General features: G+C 42.1%; 14 protein-coding genes. 10 read left to right on the top strand and 4 right to left on the bottom strand.

The features are described from left to right. Positions 1-79 precede the first annotated feature (79 nt). A complete protein-coding gene (locus BIZ38_RS04455; protein ID WP_187489673.1) occupies positions 80-4,093 on the top strand; it encodes a rhombosortase-dependent M36 family metallopeptidase in 4,014 nt (1,337 codons plus the stop codon). Positions 4,094-4,277: 184 nt separating this feature from the next. On the opposite strand, the gene BIZ38_RS04450 is transcribed toward BIZ38_RS04455, so the two are convergent. Then, positions 4,278-6,443 carry a M3 family metallopeptidase gene (locus BIZ38_RS04450; protein WP_187489672.1) on the bottom strand — a complete coding sequence of 722 codons (2,166 nt, stop codon included), beginning with the start codon at positions 6,441-6,443 and terminating at the stop codon, positions 4,278-4,280. 431 nt (positions 6,444-6,874) lie between these two features. On the opposite strand from BIZ38_RS04450, the gene BIZ38_RS04445 reads away from it, so the two are divergent. The 5 genes from BIZ38_RS04445 (at position 6,875) to BIZ38_RS04425 (ending at position 12,757) form a co-directional block, all read left to right on the top strand. Further along, positions 6,875-8,206 carry a dihydroorotase gene (locus BIZ38_RS04445; protein WP_138619006.1) on the top strand — a complete coding sequence of 444 codons (1,332 nt, stop codon included), beginning with the start codon at positions 6,875-6,877 and terminating at the stop codon, positions 8,204-8,206. A gap of 11 nt (positions 8,207-8,217) precedes the next feature. After that, the gene (gene folE2, locus BIZ38_RS04440; RefSeq protein WP_187489671.1) at positions 8,218-9,102 is read left to right on the top strand and encodes a GTP cyclohydrolase FolE2; all 885 of its coding nucleotides are present in this window, start codon (positions 8,218-8,220) and stop codon (positions 9,100-9,102) included. Positions 9,103-9,247: 145 nt separating this feature from the next. Then, complete coding sequence (locus BIZ38_RS04435) at positions 9,248-11,407, top strand: S46 family peptidase (RefSeq protein WP_187489670.1); 2,160 nt, start codon at positions 9,248-9,250, stop codon at positions 11,405-11,407. Between the two features lie 264 nt (positions 11,408-11,671). Further along, positions 11,672-11,881: a cold-shock protein gene (locus BIZ38_RS04430; protein ID WP_054553399.1), complete on the top strand. Its 210-nt coding sequence runs from the start codon at positions 11,672-11,674 to the stop codon at positions 11,879-11,881. 168 nt (positions 11,882-12,049) lie between these two features. After that, positions 12,050-12,757, top strand: coding sequence for a substrate-binding periplasmic protein (locus BIZ38_RS04425; RefSeq protein ID WP_235377443.1), 708 nt, complete (start codon positions 12,050-12,052; stop codon positions 12,755-12,757). A gap of 121 nt (positions 12,758-12,878) precedes the next feature. Here the strand turns inward: BIZ38_RS04425 and BIZ38_RS04420 are convergent, their stop codons facing one another. The 3 genes from BIZ38_RS04420 to udk form a co-directional block, all read right to left on the bottom strand. After that, the gene (locus tag BIZ38_RS04420) at positions 12,879-13,607 is read right to left on the bottom strand and encodes a substrate-binding periplasmic protein (protein WP_187489668.1); all 729 of its coding nucleotides are present in this window, start codon (positions 13,605-13,607) and stop codon (positions 12,879-12,881) included. A gap of 157 nt (positions 13,608-13,764) precedes the next feature. Continuing rightward, complete coding sequence (locus tag BIZ38_RS04415; protein ID WP_054553401.1) at positions 13,765-14,988, bottom strand: NupC/NupG family nucleoside CNT transporter; 1,224 nt, start codon at positions 14,986-14,988, stop codon at positions 13,765-13,767. An 18-nt stretch (positions 14,989-15,006) separates the two neighbouring features. After that, positions 15,007-15,636 carry a uridine kinase gene (gene udk / locus BIZ38_RS04410; protein ID WP_054553619.1) on the bottom strand — a complete coding sequence of 210 codons (630 nt, stop codon included), beginning with the start codon at positions 15,634-15,636 and terminating at the stop codon, positions 15,007-15,009. Positions 15,637-15,827: 191 nt separating this feature from the next. On the opposite strand from udk, the gene BIZ38_RS04405 reads away from it, so the two are divergent. From BIZ38_RS04405 to BIZ38_RS04390, 4 genes are all read left to right on the top strand, one after another. Continuing rightward, complete coding sequence (locus tag BIZ38_RS04405; protein WP_187489667.1) at positions 15,828-17,057, top strand: phosphopentomutase; 1,230 nt, start codon at positions 15,828-15,830, stop codon at positions 17,055-17,057. Further along, positions 17,057-17,758, top strand: a complete 702-nt coding sequence (gene deoD / locus BIZ38_RS04400; protein WP_036972525.1) for a purine-nucleoside phosphorylase — start codon at positions 17,057-17,059, stop codon at positions 17,756-17,758. Before BIZ38_RS04405 ends, deoD begins: the two co-directional genes overlap by 1 nt. A gap of 188 nt (positions 17,759-17,946) precedes the next feature. Further along, complete coding sequence (locus BIZ38_RS04395; protein ID WP_187489666.1) at positions 17,947-18,687, top strand: ferredoxin--NADP reductase; 741 nt, start codon at positions 17,947-17,949, stop codon at positions 18,685-18,687. Between the two features lie 71 nt (positions 18,688-18,758). Further along, positions 18,759-19,466, top strand: a complete 708-nt coding sequence (locus tag BIZ38_RS04390) for a nuclear transport factor 2 family protein (RefSeq protein WP_054553404.1) — start codon at positions 18,759-18,761, stop codon at positions 19,464-19,466. Positions 19,467-19,514 lie beyond the last annotated feature (48 nt).

The raw sequence follows: 19,514 nt of genomic DNA, 5'->3' as shown, positions 1-19,514 counted from the left end.
TAATTGCCGTATTAGGTACATTGGGGTTGGTTATGATTGTTAACCGAAAATAAAAATATAACAATAGGGAACGTAAGGAATGTCTCAATTTAAAGTAACGGCAGTTGCTACCATGGTAACGGCTATCTTGGCATCATCTCAAGTACAGGCAAGTGAACAAACTCGCTTTTATAATGCTTCAAGTGTTAGCTCTCAAGTACAATTTAATCCTCAAGTATCTCAGCAACGTGCATTAGCTGAGCGAAGAACTGTTTCGGGTCACAAATCTATTTTCGATGCGCAATTAGGTAAAGCTACGTTCCTATGGAATGCAGTTGGTCAAGCTAAGCCTGACATGGCCATGGTGCTTCCTGAGCAACGTAATGCTTACGCTGCAGATTTTTATTTAAATGCCTTAACTGGGGTTAGTACAGCGAAAAAAGGTGTATCAAGCGCTGTATTAACAGATTTATCTGAGCAAAAACTTGGCTCAATCACAGCTAAATACAAACAAAAAGTTCATGATATTGAAGTATTTAACCGTGAATACAACCTGATCATGGACAAAGAATATAACCTAGTTGCAGGTTCTGGTTATTTCGCTAACACAAGTTCAAATGCAACGCAGTCGTTCGCGCCGCTTGCTGAGTTTGTAGGTGCTGAGCAAAGCATCAAACGTGCGATTAAAGAACTTGCTGATATCAATGTGTCGTTAACTAAATCAACTGAGCAAGGCGACTATGTTAAATATACTGTGTCTAACCAAAGTGGTGACAAAGTTGTATTAGGTCAGCCACGTGCTAAGAAAGTATTCTTTGAAGTAGCGGGTGAGCTGCAATCTGCATACTATGTTGAAGTCGAAGTTGCTGATAAAAACAGCCTGGAAAGCGATTACTTCAGCTACGTTATTGGCGCGCAAAACAGCAAAGTTTATTTCAAGAAAGACTTAAAAGCACACGCGGCAGACTTTAACTACCGTGTATGGGCTGACGAAGATGGTTACCCGTGGGAAGGTCCACACGGTGACGTGATCCCAGCTGATGGCCCAGATCAAATTGATGAAACTGAAATCCTAGATGCGCCACTTGTAAGCTTGTCTTACTACAAAAAATTAAGCACGATGGATCCATGGCTTGCTGATGATGCTACAACAACATCAGGTAATAACGTATTTGCTTATGCTGATGTTATCGCACCACAAGGTTTTACAGAAGGTGACTTCACAGCTGAAACCACATCAGATTACACATTTGACTACCCTTATCAAGTTGATCAAGTAGCAAACAGCTACGACAACCGTAAAGCAGCTATCGTTAACTTGTTCTATATGAACAACTTCTTACACGATTTCTTCTATGACCATGGTTTTGACGAAACATCAAATGTTGCGCAAGTATCAAACTACGGCCGTGGTGGTGTAGAAGGCGACCCTATCGAAGCGCAAGCGCAAGATAATAGCGGTTTAAATAACGCTAATATGGCAACCCCTGCTGACGGTGCAAGCCCACGCATGCAAATGTATTTATACAACTCGAAAGATGCGAAAGTGGGTGTAGATTTTGGTGTGGTTGTTACATCTGACGAATCAATTGGTCTTCTAGAGTCTTCTAAAGTATCAGGCTTTGGTCAAATGCAATTTGCTGATATCGCAGGCGAAGTTGTACGTCTAGTTGATGGCGATGATGCCGATTCTGGTAGCGTAACAGATGGTTGTCAACCAGCAACAAATGCAGCTGAACTTGCTGGAAAAATTGCGCTAGTTGATCGTGGCTCTTGTAACTTCACAGCAAAAGTACTACACGCTCAAGAAGCGGGTGCAATTGGTGCAATCGTTGTAAACAACAACCCTGATACAGATGAACCAGCGCCGATGGGCGGTGAAGATGATGCCGTTATCATTCCTAACATGGGTCTGAACTATGCTGACGGTCACGCACTTTACGATGGTATCGCTGCAGGCGACACTGTTACTGTGAACATGTTCAACAAAGCAACGTTAAAAGACGGTACGCTAGATAACGGTATTATTGCTCACGAATGGGGTCACTATATCAGTAACCGTTTAGTGGGTAACTCATCAGGTCTTATCAACTTCCAAGGCCGTGCGATGGGCGAAGGTTGGGGTGATTTCCACTCGCTTATGTTCATTGCTAAAGCTGATGACATTAACATTCCAGGTAACGACAAGTTCCAAAAAGCCTACGGTAGCGGTACTTTCGTAGAAGATTTCTACTACGGTATCCGTCGTGTTCCATATTCAACCAATATGGAAGTAAACCCGCTGTCTTTCCGCCACATTACTGAAAATGAAGGTGCTGATGTAGGCATTGCACCAACAAGTGTTGCTTCACCACACGCAGCAGGTGAAATTTGGGCAACTATGCTTTGGGAAAGCTATGTAGCACTTATCAACGAGCACGGCTTTGAAGACGCACAAAACCGCATGGCTAACTACTTAGTTGCTGGTTACAAGCTAACTCCTGTTGCTCCGCTATACACAGAAGCACGTGATGCTATCTTAGCTGCAGCGTACGCAGTAGACCCAGAAGATTACAAACTAATCTTAGGTGCATTTGCTAAGCGTGGTATGGGCTTAGGTGCTGTAGCACCAGAGCGTTTCAGCGAAGATTTAACCGGTGTTGTTGAATCAGACAAAATGAAACTTGCTAGCTTCACATTGAAAGATGTGGCAATGAATGCAAACTACAACGGTGCTGAATTAGGTTATTGTTCAAACGATAACGTGCTAGATAAAGGTGAAACAGGCACATTAACTGTTAGCATCATGAACACAGGTAGTGAAGTACTAACGGGTACACAAGCACAGTTAACAGTTGTTAGCGGTCACGATGTAACGTTCGAAAATGATGGTTTAATTACATTCGACGATACAAACCCGTATGCTTCACAAACAAGCGCGCCTATCACGTTTACGCTAAATGATGCAGGCACTGCTGATACACTTGAAATCGAAGTGTCATTCCCTGAACTGTCTGCTGATGACGAAATTGTTGAAGCAGCAACCGATAAAGTATCTTATCTTGTGAACATGGACTTTGAAGATAAAGCACCAGTTAGTTCACAAACTGCTGACGATATGGAAATTGCAGGTGCATCATTACGTGACTGGAAAGAAAACGTAATGACAGGTGATGATTTAGCTGTTGGCACGCAAAGCATGGCAACTGGCGGTAATGTTAACTTCTTCAACAGCTTTGGCTTCGGTCTTGGCGAGCAAACCATGTATCTAAACAACAATGACTTCCAGTCAGATGTTGCGGTTGAATCAAGAGAGTTTGATATCGGTTTTGCTGGTGATTTTGAAGTTTCATTCTGGCACTTCTACCTAATCGAAAACGAATGGGATGGTGGTGTTGTAGAGATCAGCGTAAACGGTGGTAACTGGGTAGATGTTACTGAAATGGGCGGTACATTTGATGTTGGTTACGATGGCCCACTAATCGAAAATGACGCGCAAGCACTACAAGATCGCGATACCTTCACAGGTAACAATGTTGATGGTAACGGTGTTTATGGTAACTACGAAACAATTCGTTTCGGTACTGAACTAAACGGTAACCGTGCAAAATTACGTTTCCGTATGTCATCAGACAGCGCAGTACGTGAGTTCGGCTGGTGGATTGATAACGTAACTGTTAGCAATGTAACGTCACCAATCTTCTCAAACGTGATTGCTGGTGATGCATTAGCATGTGATAACGCACTACCATTGCTTTCTGTATCGGGTGATGAGTCTGTTTCTGAGTCTGCTTCAGGCACATTAACGGCAACAGCGTCAGACCGTAACAGTGATGACACGCTAAGCTATGCATGGACGCAACTAAGCGGCACAACAGCAACACTTACAGGTGCTGATACTGCGACTCTAAGCTTCACGCCTGGTGCTATCTCAAGCGATGACGAGTTAGTATTTGAAGTAACAGTGAGCGATGGTACAGACTCTGTATCAGAGCAGTTCACTGTTGCCGTAACTAACGAAGCTGAGCCAGTAGAAGAGAAGAAAGTAACTAAATCTAGCAACGGTAGCTTTGGTTTCTTAACACTACTACTTGCACCATTAGCGCTTATCGGCCGTCGCCGTAAACGTAAATAAGACTTTTAAATAGTGATAACAAAGCCCTTACAGTTCGCTGTAAGGGCTTTTTTGTTTTTAAGTTAGCGAGTTTCGAGGTGCGACTTAGCAGCGATTTCACATCGCGTCCTAGCGCCTAGAGCCCTATGACGCGGGATAAACCCGCTGCTACAAGTAGGCGTGAAACTTGTTTCGCGCGCCTGACCTATTGAACGGTTGCTTTTAGGCCACGGCGTTTTAATAGCGCTGAGGTGTCTGGCTCTTGACCGCGGAATGCTTTGTACGATTCCATTAGGTCACGTGAGTTACCGACTTCTAAAATTTCTTTACGGTATTTATCACCGATTTCACGTTTTAGACCGCCTTGCTCTTGAACAAAGGCAAAGGCGTCTGCTGCTAAGATTTCACTCCACATATAAGCATAGTAACCCGCTGAATAACCGCCGCCCATTGAGTGTGAGAAGAAGGCTGACTTATAACGAGGTGGTACAAATGCTACATCAACTCCATGTTTTGCAAGCGCTTGTTGCTCAAACTTTTCAATGTCTTGTAAAGGAGCATCAGCTGAGAGTGAATGCCATTCCATATCAAGTAGTGCAGCAGCAACGTATTCTAGGGTATCAAAACCTTGGTTGAAGCTACGTGATTGAATTACTTTTTTCAGTAGCTCATCAGGAATTGGCTCGCCAGTTTTATGGTGTTTCGCATAGTTAGCGATAACTTCAGGATACATTGCCCAATCTTCTTCAAATGTTGATGGGAATTCAACGAAGTCACGTGATACTGAGGTGCCAGATAGAGTAGGATACTTCACGTTTGAGAACATGCCGTGTAAGCCATGGCCTAGCTCGTGGAAGATCGTTGTTGCTTCATCATAACTGATAAGCGTAGGTTCGCCATTCGCGCCTTTTTGAATGTTCATAACGTTTACGACAACTGGCTTTTGTTCTTTAAGGCCAGATTGTTTAACGAATGAGCTCATCCATGCACCGCCACGCTTACCTTCACGAGCGAAGTAGTCAGCAAAGAAAATGGCTAAGCTTTTACCATTTTCATCAAATAACTCATAGGCTTTTACATCAGGGTGGTAAACCGGAATATCGTTACGTGGTTTAAAGGTGATACCGTATAAACGGTTCATGGTGAAGAATACGCCGTCTTCTAAAACACGGTTGAACTCGAAATATTCTTTCACTGCATTTTCGTCAAGGTTATATTTATCTTTACGCACTTGCTCTGCGTAGAATAACCAATCCCATGGCTGTAATTTGAACTGCTCACCTGACTCATCAATCTTAGCTTGAATTGCAGCTGCTTCTGCGTTGACGTTCTGCATTAATGCAGGGATCATGCTCGCAAACATATCAAATACAGCTTGTGGTTTTTTCGCCATTTGCGACTCTAAACCAAAATCAGCCCAGCTGTCGTAACCTAATAGTTTCGCTTTTTGAGCACGTAAGTGAGCAAGTTCTGCCACGATATCACGGTTACTATTTTCGCCCGATAATGCACGCTCAGCTGATGCACGCCATACTTTTTCACGTAAATCGCGGTTTTTCAGTGTTGCCAGAATAGGCTGACGCGTGGTGTTTGTGATCTTAATTAGGTATTTGCCAGGGTGGCCAGCTTCTGCAGCGGCATTGGCAAGCTGCTCAATTTGACCTGCTGGTAAGCCCTCAAGCTCTGCTTTGTCATCCACTAAAACAACATTTGTTTTAGTCAGCGCTAATAAGTTTTGTGAGAACTGAGTTGTTAAGCTCGAGTGCTTTGTATTGATATCACGAATTTGTTGTTTTTGCTCTGCACTTAATTTTGCACCAGCACGCACAAAACGTTTGTAGTAAACGTCTAATAAACGCTTTTCTTCAGCAGTTAAGGCAAGGCTGTCAGCTTCGCTGTGAATAGCCGCTACTTTCTCAAAAAGTGCTTTATTTAAGAAAATGTTGTCGCTATGAGCCGCTAGTTTTGGCGCTAACTCTTTTTGTAATTCACGACGTGCCGGGTTTGAATCCGTACCCGCTAAGTTATAAAAAATACTGCGTGTGCGTGTTAATAGCTCACCACTTTTCTCAAGCGCAACAATCGTATTGGCAAAATCAGGCTTTGCTGGATTGTTGATAATAGCTTGCACTTCAGCCATTTGCTCAGACATGCCTTTATTAAATGCCGGCATGAAATGTTCATCTTTAATCGCACTGAAATCAGGCGTTTCGTATTGTAATACGCTTTTCACAAACAGTGGGTTAGCTTGCTCATTTGCAGCAACAGGTGCTGATTGCTCTGATTTAGGCGTTGATGTTGTTGTTTGCGGTTCTGAACAGGCTGTGAGTAACAGCGCAGAACTGATCGCGGTTGCGATTAGGTGTTTCATAGTTTTTCTCTTGTCATTTTTAAAATTAAATTGTGTCGATATAACCTTGCACATACGTTTTATAAGCTCTTGATTTGCATAGCGGTTAAAACGGATTACAAAAAGATGCTAAAAAAGCACTTATATGAGGCAGGTATCACCAGGTGATCAATGAGCCCAGCATACTGTGTCTTATTACAATTGACCTCATACGTTGCGATAAGGTGATTATTGGCTGCGATAAGCCGTTAAAATTCTCTAAGATCGGAAAGCCACTTATAACTTTACAGCTTAAATAGCTCGACCCAATTGATCTTTTTGACTCATAACAGTGTCCAAATAAAAACTTTATGGTATGTTATATTGTAACAATTTAGTCTGCAATCAATCTTGCCATGGAGTGCATTTTTTTACGATAAGTTGCAAATGTTGCTGAATAAGCAAGGAGTCATATGGCTATCATAATCAAACACGCCTGCGTTGTTAATGAAGGACAGCGCGAATTAAACGATGTACGAATTGTTGGTAATCGAATCGCTGAAATTGCCAAAGATATCAGTGCCAAGGCCAATGATGAGGTAATTGATGCAAGCGGTCTGTTGCTATTACCAGGCATGATCGACGATCAAGTTCATTTTAGAGAGCCAGGCCTTACCCACAAAGGTACGATCGCCAGTGAATCTGCCGCGGCAGTGGCAGGTGGCATTACAAGCTTTATGGAAATGCCTAATGTCTCACCTTCGACTACCACGGCAAAAGCACTTGCTGATAAATACGCGATAGCAGCGCAAACGAGCGCTGCGAATTATGCGTTTTACTTTGGCGCGACCCCAGACAACCTCGATGAAATTAAAGCTCTTGATGCTAAAAATGTATGCGGCGTTAAAGTGTTTATGGGGGCATCAACAGGCGATTTACTAGTTGAACATCCTCATGCCCTTGAAGCCATTTTTCGGGAAAGCCCAGTACTCATTGCAACCCATTGCGAGCAAGGGGAGGTTATTCAACAAAACCAGCGCCGAATAGAAAAACGCTATGGTGAGTTACGAATAGAACATCACCCGTTAATTCGTGATGAGTTAGCGTGTTATGCATCATCATCGTACGCCGTATCGCTGGCAAAACGATATGGCTCGCAGCTGCATGTTTTACACCTTACAACAGCAAAAGAGCTAGAGCTATTTAGTAACGCACCTATAGAGCAAAAACACATAACCGCCGAAGCTTGTGTGCATCATTTGTGGTTTAACCAAGATGATTACACACACTATGGCAATCAAATTAAATGTAACCCTGCCATAAAATCAGAGCAAGATCGCCAAGCGCTACTCGCAGCAGTACGCGATGGTCGCATTGATATTATTGCCACCGATCATGCCCCTCATACTTGGCAAGAAAAGCAGCAACAATACAGCGCTGCACCAGCAGGACTCCCGCTCGTCGAGCATGCATTACTATCGTTACTTGAGCAGGTAAAACGTGGTGCGTTGAGCCTAGAGCAAGTCGTTGAAAAAACAGCGCATAACGTGGCAAAGCGATTTGCTATCGAAGATCGAGGGTTTATCAGAGAAGGTTACTTTGCAGATTTAGTCCTGGTTGACCCAAGCGCAGAAAAGCACGTTGAGCACACAAACACACATTACTTATGCCAATGGACCCCTTTCAATGGCACTACTTTTTCACACCGAATAACACATACCTTTGTAAATGGTGAGTGTGTCTTTGATGGACAGCACGTGTACCCGCACAAGCAGGCCGCTATGGCCTTAACATTCAATCGTTAAAAGAAGTTGATATGCAATTACCCGATATTACCTCGCACTCTAATGTAGATTTTCAGTCGCCTTTAAAATGGGTTGGCATGGAAAAAATAGCATTGCCTTTGAAACTTGCACAACCTCATGTTGATGTGCACCTGAATGCCAAAGCCGATATTTTTGTTAGCCTTGATAGTGATGCTAAAGGCATTCATATGTCGCGTCTTTATTTATTACTTAATCAGCTATTGGCTAATCAAAGCTTATCGACTAAGCGTATTAACGAGTTTATGGAAGCCGTTTTAGCATCACAAAAAGGCTTAAGTAAAGGCGCAAAACTGGTGCTGCATTTTGATTTACCGCTGCTAAAACCAGCACTCCTTAGCGACAATGCCGGATACAATGCTTACCCTGTTGTTTTAACGATAACTAAGAAGCAGTCGATGACTATCAACTTAAAAGCTGATGTAGCCTACAGCAGTACCTGCCCGTGTTCAGCGGCATTATCGAGGCAGCTTTTGAGCGAAGCCGTCGATAAACAATTTAGCGATGAGCATATAGATAAAGCCTCTTTACTCAGTTGGCTTGCAAGTGCACAGGGCTCTATTGCAACCCCACATAGCCAGCGTTCTTATGCTTATATTGATGTCACTTTTAGTAATGAGAAGCTACCCGATATTGGCGGCTTTATCACAGTATGTGAGCAAGCTATTGGTACCCCTGTACAAACGGCCGTGAAGCGTGAAGATGAACAAGCATTTGCTGCCCTTAACGCAAAAAACTTACTGTTTTGCGAAGATGCAGCAAGGCGATTAAAACAGTGTTTCGAAACCATGCCGAGTATTGCTGATTACCAGTTTAAGGTCGAACACCAAGAAAGCTTACATGGCCACAATGCCGTGGTTCATGAATCTAAACATTAAGCTGATGAGTCTAAGTGTTAGGCTCATGAACCTAAAATGGTTTACAAATTTTGACATTAGCGGTCGCAAATTATTGCTATTCATCTTCACAATGATAATGATATGACCGCTAAAAATGATAAACATAATAATATAAAGGACGACTATGCGTTTTAAATTTATTGCTGCTGCAGTGGGTCTCGCTGTAGCAAATGTTGCTGTTGCCGACGAAGGCATGTGGCAACCTCACCAGCTACCAGAGCTTGAATCAGTGTTAAAAGCGAAAGGCTTGAGCATTGATGTAGAGTCAATTTCTAAATTAACAGCGTTTCCGATGAACGCGGTAATTAGCCTTGGTGGCTGTACTGCTTCGTTTGTTTCACCGAAAGGCTTAGTCGTAACTAACCATCACTGTGCCTATGGTTCGATTCAATATAACTCGACCACCGAAAACAACATTTTAGAAAATGGCTTTTTAGCAAAAACAACGGGCGAAGAAGTGCCTGCATCGCCGGGTTCTCGTGTTTATGTAACCGAGGAAGTGGTTGAAGTAACTGATAAAGTAAACCAAGGTACTGAAAAGCTAACGGGTAAAGCACGTTTTGATGCTATTCAAGCAAATGAAAAAGCACTTGTTAGTGAGTGTGAGCAAGACAAGAGCTACCGCTGTAATGTGTATACTTTCCACGGTGGTCTTGAGTATTACCTTATTAAATCGCTAGAAATTAAAGATGTACGTTTAGCGTATGCACCTGCTATGGGCGTAGGTAAATACGGCGGTGATATCGACAACTGGATGTGGCCGCGCCACACAGGTGATTTCTCGTTCTATCGCGCGTATGTTGGCAAAGATGGCAAGCCAGCTGAATATTCAGAAGATAACGTGCCGTACCAAAGTGATGCGTTTTTAAAAGTAAGCGCTAAAGGCGTTCAAGAAGGCGATTTTGTGATGGTGACCGGTTACCCTGGCAGCACAAACCGTTACCGTATTTCGCCTGAAGTTGATTACGTGTTTAACACAGCTTACCCATTAGCGCGTAAATATAACTCTAAATATGTCTCGTTAATTGAAGAAAATGCGCCTGAGGGGTCAGAGGCACGTATCGCTTATGAAAGCACGATTGCGGGCTACAACAACTACATTAAAAACTATGGCTCAATGATTGAGAGTTTCAATAAAGGGTCAATGTATAGCCGTAAGCAACAATTCGAAAAAGATCTCACCGCGTGGATCAATGAAGATAGTAAGCGCAAAGCTAAATACGGACAGGTACTTGCTGATTTATCTGCGCTAGTTGCACAGTCGCAAGAGCATAACCAGCGTGACCGTATGTTAGGTTACGTACACCGCTCACAAATGATTTCAACTGCTCGACGTTTATACCGTTTAGCTTACGAAAAACAAAAGCCAGATGCTGAGCGCGAAAGCGGTTATCAAGAGCGTGATATGCCACGTATCGAGTCTCGTTTAAAAAGCATGAGCCGTCGTTATGATGAAGCCGTAGATAAAGCTATTTTACTGTACTTTATTGAGCAATATGCTGCATTACCTAAAGATGAGCGAGTTGCAGAGGTTGATAAAGCACTGGGTCTAACTAACGGTTTTGATAAACAAAAACAGCAAGCCATGCTTGATGATATGTATGCTAAATCGGTTCTTGCAGATGAAAGCAAACGTTTATGGATGGCAGATCTTGACCTTGCTCAGTTAAAGCAAAGTAGCGATCCATTCATTCAATATGCGCATGCAATCTTTGCGGTCACAAAAGATATTGAAGATGCGAAAAAAGAACTGGCTGGTAAACAGCAAGCTGCTCGCCCTGCATTAATGGAAGCAATCATCGCTTATAACAAGGCACTTAATAAGCCTGTTTATGCAGATGCTAACAGCACCCTGCGTGTAACTTACGGTACGGTAGGCGGCTATTCACCGCAAGATGGCTTAGTGGCAACCCCCTTTACATCGTTAGAAGGACTACTTGCTAAAAACACCGGTGTTGAACCATTCAACTCGCCAGAGAAACAAAACGAGTTAATTAAGCAAAAGCTTTATGGCGATTATACCGGCGGTATGAATACTGTTCCGGTTAACTTTTTATCGAACGTAGATACCACAGGTGGTAACTCAGGCTCTCCAACATTAAACGGTAATGCTGAGCTCGTTGGTTTATTATTTGATGGTGTTTACGAAAGCATTATTGGCGATTGGGATTACGATGAAAACTTAAATCGCTCAATTCACGTTGATTCACGATACATGTTGTGGGTGATGGATAAAGTTGATAATGCTCAAAATTTACTTAAAGAGATGACTATCGTTAAGTAACCTGAGTTTAACGTTAATTTTAGTATTAAAATGCCAGTCACACAGACTGGCATTTTTGTTTTTAACATTAAGATATAGTATTTGACTTATTCTGGTAACTCTATATAGTGAGCGGTAGCTAAAAAGCGTGTAATTAAATCTTTATTTCGTTGTTGTATAAGTAATACTTGTAGTACCGTCCTGAAGTTTTTAAGTTCCATCTGATTTTTTGCTACACCCGCCCACTACGGGCAATATTTAATTTTTTATATCAGGAATAATACTATGTCTAACATCGTATCAGGTACAGTTAAGTGGTTTAACGAATCTAAAGGTTTTGGTTTCATCGAGCAAGAAAATGGTCCAGACGTTTTCGCTCACTTCAGCGCTATCCAATCTGAAGGTTTCAAAACTTTAGCTGAAGGCCAACGTGTAGAGTTCACTCTATCGCAAGGTCAAAAAGGCCCTCAAGCGGACAACATCAAGCCGCTATAATTTTACTGAAAAGTAAAATAGAGAAGAAGCAAGCTACGGCTTGCTTTTTTTATGTCTAAAAATTGACTGGGCTAGTTAATATTTCTATATTTAATGCAGCTGTGTCATTAGAGTGTATTAATTATTTTAAAATATTTGTTGTTAGCGTGCCTAAGCTTTGCACCTGTAGTGCTTGCAAAAGAAAGTGTCACCATTTACACCGAGCATTTCCCGCCATATAACTTCTCAAATAAAGGGCATTTAGAGGGTATTAACTTAAAGTTTGTTAAGGCCATGTGCATCGATGCCAAAATTAAGTGCAATTTTGAGCTCTTACCTTGGTCAAGAGCATTCCACTTGGCGCAACAACAGCCCTTGTCAGGGTTAGTTTCTACAGCCCGAATTACGCAAAGAGAAAAGCTGTTTAACTGGGTAGGGCCGTTGGCCTCATCGCGAAATTTCTTTTATAGATTAAAATCAAATGAGCGTATTAATCCACTTGATCTACCCCAGGTAAAAGAACATAGCCTATGTGTTGTGCGTAATAGTATCTATGAGCAATTTGTAGAAACAATTGGTTTTAGTGATGGTAAAAATTTGCTGAAAGTGAGTCATAGTTATGAGTGTCTTAATTTATTTTTCAAAAATAAAATCGAGCTAATTATTGGTTCAGATCTATCATTTGATTATCAGCTAACTCAATACGGGCACCCTGGACGAGAAGTCGTTAAGCTAGTTGAGCTTCCTCTTAACGATACATTAGGGAATTATTTAGCATTAAATAAAAACATACCCATCGATGTAGTTGAACGTTTGCAATCAAGTTACGAAAAGCTAATCGCTCAGGGTAAGTTAGACTTTTTTATTGAGCAATATAGTAATACCAATTCAAAATAATTCTTATTAGTCATCGTTAGCCGTTGAAGCTATCGGTAGCTGAGTACTACTATCATGGTGTTGTTTAAAAGGCACTGGGGGTTGTTTAGAGTAGCAAATAACGAATTTTTCTTGCTCTTACTTAAGGCCTATTTGTTCGCATGACCTGACTATATAGCGTTGATGCCTGAATCTCAGCAAACGCATTTTTTAATGCATTGATATGGTGTGGGTTAGTATTTTTGTTTGCAGCTAGGAACCCTTTCATCGCTAAAAAATCAATTGCAAAGGCAAAGTGTAAGCGCGATTCATCAAGGCCTAATTCATTAGCCATAGCGGCGATATAGTTTTTATCGTCAATGATTAAATCAACCTTCCCCGACATCAACAACTGATATGACTTATTGATGTCTGAAGTATACACAACAGTGTAACCGCGCTCAGTTAAGCGTTGTGCTGCTAAGTCATGACGCTGAACTGCTATCTTGTATTGTTTGGCTTGCTCATTGGAGGTGATGTTTATATCGCGGCGTTCGCTTAATTTCACAAAGCCCATTTCATAGGTGGCTACTTCACCAATCCAATAGAAATGATGTTCACGCTCTGGAGTTTTAGCCATGCTGTAAATGAAAGTATTCGGCTTTTTTAGTGCGATATTATAAGCACGGGCCCAAGGGTAGAGCTCTATATTGGCATTTAAGTTTGCTTTGGCAAAAATAGCTCTTACTAATTCAGTGCTTTTACCGGCAACTTGGTTATTGATCAAGGTTTGATTGGGCGGTGATAGTTCGGTAACAACGGTTAGGGTCGGCTTGCAAAGGGCTGGCCAACTTAAGAAAAAGGTTAGTATATAAATTCTAAAATAGTTCATTTATGCGCTTAAAAGGATTTAGTAAATAAATCTTAGCACATAAAACGATAAAAGGGCCTTGCGGCCCTTGGTGAAGTATCGTTCAAGTCAGATAGACCTTTAACCCCTTAAAGTCCTATCCTATTGTTTTGCAACTACGGCTCATCTCATTAAGTTTCTAAGCTAGCGAGAGGAAAAAACCTGCAATTGCTGCACTCATGAGGTTAGCCATAGATCCTGCTAACACTGCTCTGAGCCCTAAGCGTGCGATATCCTTTCGCCGACTAGGCGCCATACCGCCTAATCCACCTAGTAAAATTGCTATCGATGATAAGTTAGCAAACCCACATAACGCGAATGTGACAATCGCTTGTGTGTGCGCACTTAACGTATCGCGATAATTAATAAAGTCGAGGTAAGCAACAAATTCGTTAACTACAACCTTCTGACCTATAAAACTGCCTGCGATTACTGCTTCGTCCCAAGGTACACCTAATAACCATGCAACCGGAGCGAATACGTAACCTAAAATTTCTTGTAGCGTTAATGTTGGATGATCAAACCAACCACCAATACCGCCTAATAACCCATTTAGAAGTGCAATAAGTGCTACGAAAGCCAGTAACATCGCACCTACGTTCAGTGCTAGTTGCATACCGTTTGCGGCACCTGATGCGGCAGCATCAATTACGTTTACCGGTTTTTCTTCTTGTACGTCTAAATCAGCTAAATCTTCTTTTGGTGTTTCGGTCTCTGGCACAATCATTTTTGCCATTAAGAAACCACCTGGTGCCGCCATAAAGCTGGCTGCAATTAAGTATTTAAGCTCTACACCAATTGTTACGTAACCTGCCATAACAGAACCTGCTACGGTAGCAAGGCCACCTACCATTACCGCAAATAGCTCTGACTTAGTCATGCTGGCGATAAATGGCTTAACAATCAATGGTGCTTCTGTTTGACCAACGAAAATATTGGCGGTTGCAGAAAGCGATTCAGGGCGCGAGGTTTTCAATAGCTTTTGTAAGCCACCGCCTAGAATCTTGATTATCCAATCCATCACCCCGATGTGATACAACACAGCAACAAGTGCTGAGAAGAACACGATAACGGGCAATACTTGTATCGCAAAAATAAACCCTAAGGTATCTTGCGATGCCAGTGAGCCAAATAAGAAGCTAATCCCGTCATTGGCATAACCAATAACTGATGAGACTCCTCGTGACATACTTGCCAGTACGTTTTTGCCCACTTCGAAGAACAAGACAAAGCCACCAATTAACACTTGAAGTAAAAAGGCGATGCCTACAGTTCTTAAATTAATTGCTTTACGGTTTGTTGAAGCCGCAAAAGCAATGCCTAGTAGCACAACAATGCCTACTAAGCTCATAAATGTTGTCATACTGACTGTTTCCCGTTGTTATTGTTGCAGTAAATATTTTATTTTACTTTTAATTATATCAATGGCAACGCGATTCATACCGCCGCGTGTGACTACGAGATCAGCTTTGTGCTTAGATGGCTCAATAAACTGATAAAACATAGGTCGCACTGTCGCTTGATATTGATCAACAACGGACTGTAATGTTCTGCCACGCTGCTCCATATCTCGTTGCATACGGCGCATAAGGCAGATATCTAACGGTGTATCAATAAACACCTTAATATCAAATTCTTTTCGAAGTGCCGGATCACTCAGTAGCAAAATACCTTCAACGATAAGTACTTTTGCAGGTGCCACTCGACGCGTTTCATCGCTTCGGGTATGCATTGCATAGTCATAAGTTGGTACGTCTACTGATTTTCCAGCGCGCAATTGAAGTAAGTGCTCATGCAAAAGCTCATGCTCGAAAGCATCAGGGTGGTCGTAATTGGTTTGCGTTCGATGGTCAAACGGCAAATGCGACTGGTCTTTGTAATAAGCATCTTCTTCGATCACTGCGATCGCGCCCGGTTCAAGCTCATTGACTAATTCGTTATAAATTGTCTTGCTAAAAAGAGACTTGCCCGACGCAGATGCGCCAGCAATAGCTATAATTGTTCGTGTCACTAAAGTTCTCGCCCACACAGAAGGAAACATTGTTAGGTAGATCACAATAGCAAAAAAGACACGATTAATCTCTTTTGCTTCGCTTAGAGATGCAAATTTATAATGTTTCCGTTTTATGAAACAGGACTTATGTCCTGTACCAAAAATTCAAAGAGCATATAAAGTATTCACATATTGATAACGAGGTACCCATGGCAAGAGCACTCATCTTAATGGCAGATAGCCTAGGAATTGGCGCAGCACCTGACGCAGAAAAGTTTGGTGACGTAGGCGCAAATACCTTCGCTCATTTACTTAAAGCCTATGCAGAAGAAACTGGTGAGCACTTATCGCTTCCTAATCTTACCCGTTTAGGTTTAGCTGATGCATGCGAAGCCGCAGGTAAAGAACCTTGTTTAGTCAGTGACCGCCAAGCACCTATTGGCGCATGGGGTTACGCTAAAGAGTTATCAAGTGGTAAAGACACGCCTTCAGGACACTGGGAAATGGCCGGTGTACCTGTGTTGTTTGACTGGGGTTACTTCCCCAATACACAGCCGTGCTTTCCACAAGAATTTGTTGATGAGCTAATTGCTCGCGCAGAGATTCCTGGCATTTTAGGTAACTGTTATGCCTCAGGAACGACCATTTTAGAACAGCTAGGTGAAGAGCATATGCAAACCTGTATGCCGATTTGCTACACCTCAGTTGATAGCGTGTTTCAAATAGCCGCGCACGAAGAATCATTTGGACTGGAGAAACTTTATCAGGTTTGCGAAATCGCACGGGCGCTGCTTGATGAAATGAACATAGGAAGAGTGATTGCGCGGCCATTTTTGGGTTCGAGCCGTGACGATTTTGCCCGTACAGGCAATCGTCGTGACTATTCGGTGTTACCTCCGTCGCCAACCTTGCTTGATAAATTATCGCAAGACGGCGGTGAAGTGATCAGTATTGGTAAAATTGCCGATATCTATGCGCACCAAGGCATCACCCAAAAACACAAAGCGCCAGGGCTAATGAACTTGCTTGAGAAAACCTCAGAAGTAATCGCAAGCGCACCTGACCATAGTTTGATTTTTACAAACTTAGTTGATTTTGATGAAAAGTACGGTCATCGCCGTAATGCAGTTGGCTATGCTAAAGCATTAAAAGAGTTTGATGATTACCTACCGACTATTTTAAATCAGCTAAATAGTGATGATGTGTTAATTATCACGGCCGATCACGGATGTGATCCAACAGCAGCAGGCACTGACCATACACGTGAATACGTGCCAGTACTTGCATACCAACCGGGAATGACAAACACCCCGCTTGGAGAACGAGCTAGTTTTGCAGACATAGGTCAAACCCTTGCCCAGTGGTTTAATCTTCCTGCACTTGAATACGGTGATAGCTTTAACGACAAGCTATTAGCGAACAAAAAAGGAAACCAATAATGAGTACTCCTCATATCAGCGCCAATGTAGGCGAATTTGCAGAAACGGTATTAATGCCGGGTGATCCGCTTCGCGCTCAATACATTGCTGAAAACTTTTTAGATGACGCAAAACAAGTAACAGGCGTTCGTAATATGTATGGTTTTACCGGTACCTACAAAGGTAAGCCAGTTAGTATTATGGGTTCTGGGATGGGTATTCCATCAATGTCAATTTATGCCCGTGAATTGATCGTTAGTTACGGCGTTAAAAATCTAATTCGTATTGGTACCTGTGGCGGTATTGGTAGCGATATCAAAATCCGTGACGTTATCTTTGCACAAGGTGCAAGCACAGATTCAAACGTAAACCGTGCGCGCGTACGTGGTTACGACTTTGCCGCAATTGCTGATTTCGGTTTACTACTTAACGGCGTAAACGCAGCAAAAGAATTAGGCATTGAAGCGAAAGTAGGTAATGTATTTACAACAGATACATTCTACCAAGCAGATAACACATTCTATCAAGAATTAGACAAGCTAGGCGTACTTGCTGTTGATATGGAAACAGCTGGCATGTACGGCGTAGCCGCTGAATACGGCGCAAAAGCGATGGCACTATTTACTGTGAGTGACCACGTAATCACTGGTGAAGCAACACCAAGTGAAGAGCGCCAAAGCACCTTTAACGAAATGGTTAAAATTGCTCTAGAATCAATTTAAATAAGTTCCTTGGTAACGTATTCACTGAAATTTGGAAACACGCCCAAAGTGAAGTGAGACTAACCTCAAAGCCGCATTTATGCGGCTTTTTTTATAGCTATCTATTTATCTCGCATCCGCCTCTTAAAACTTGAAAATTCAAGCAATTGTTGCCACTTTTAGTAGAGGAACAACAATTAAGGATGTGTATGTCTAATTGGGTTGAAGCTAAAGTTAAAGATGTTAAATGGTGGACCGACTCACTATTTAGCTTAATTGTTAATGCCGATGTTGAACCATTTGTAGCAGGGCAGTTTACAAAGCTTGCTATGCAAGTGGGTGAAAAACGGGTAGCACGTGCATATTCTTATGTTAATGCGCCGAATAACCCCGACCTCGAATTTTATCTGATTAATGTTAAAGACGGTCAACTTTCTCAACAACTTGCGCAATTAAAGCCGGGTGACTCAGTGACTATAGAGCGCCGCGCGACAGGCTTTTTTACCCTTGATGAAGTGCCAAGCAGTGAGCAGCTTTATATGCTGAGTACAGGTACTGCGCTTGGGCCTTTTATATCAATATTAGAGCAGGGCGAAGTGTGGCAAAAGTTTGAGCATGTTCACTTAGTGCATGGAGTTCGTTTTAATGAGGACTTAAGTTATCAAGCGCGCATTAAAGCACTACAGCAGCAGTACCCAAATCTTTACTACTCACCTGTAGTCAGCAGAGAGTCAGCCACAATAGGTTTTAATGGCCGGATCACTGACGTAATAAAAGACCGTCGCTTATTTGATGTAGTAGAGCTTCCTGTTAAACCTGACTCGACACAGTTCATGATTTGCGGTAATCCAGAAATGGTAAAAGATACCACGGCCATTTTGTTAGAGCTTGGTTTTAGCCGCAACAGACGTCGTGAGCCTGGGCAGATCACCGTTGAGCAATATTGGTAAAAAACTATCCCAAACTGTGAGAATTTGCTACCTTAACGCCTTAAATCAGGCATGATGTATTTAGGAAAAGTATGAAACCGTTATTTTTGGCAATTAGTTTATTATTCTCTTGGCAGTCATTTGCAAGTGAAGAAACCACGGAACAAGCCGAGCCTCAAACTAGCCATGAACAAAAAGCCGAAAAGAAAGACGTACCTAGTTTAGAGTTTATTGAAGAAAAGCCAGTAACAGAGCAAAAAGTAATTTCTGAATCTAAGAAAGAGGTCGCAGAAGTTGATGATAGTAAAGTACTCGGTACTCAAACGCCTACACCTGCCGAGCAACCAAAAACAGTTGAAGAAAAACAGCAAGCAGTTGATGAGGCTGAAAAGGCCGTAAAGCAAGCAAAAGAGGCGCTAACAGCCAAGCAACAAGAAAAAGCGCGTCAGTCACGAGAATCAATCGCTGTAATTGAGCAATTAATAGCAGCATATAATGCTCGTAATATTGATGCATTTATTAAAATGTATGATGAAAACGTCGAGTTTTACACATTCCCAAATGAGTTAATGTTCACAGGGAAAGAAAAGCTTATAGCTCGTTATGGCATCATGTTTAAAAAGCTTAAATGTATAAAATCGTCTCCTATTAAACGAATTGTGCATGGAAATATTGTGATTGACCATGAGCTATCAGAGACTTGTTCACAAGACCCTAAGGTGGTTGATAAGCGAGCTGAATTTGTCACTAGTTATAAAATAGAAAATGGTAAAATAACCAAAGTGTTATTCTTCCGCTAGAAAAAGAGCAGCCCAGCTGCTCTTTTTTTATAGGTGAAAGTTAGTGGG

Origin of the sequence: Pseudoalteromonas sp. BZK2, from assembly GCF_014349195.1 — a bacterium.
Classification (GTDB): Bacteria; Pseudomonadota; Gammaproteobacteria; order Enterobacterales; family Alteromonadaceae; genus Pseudoalteromonas; species Pseudoalteromonas simplex.
This window is presented reverse-complemented; position numbering and strand designations above follow the sequence as displayed.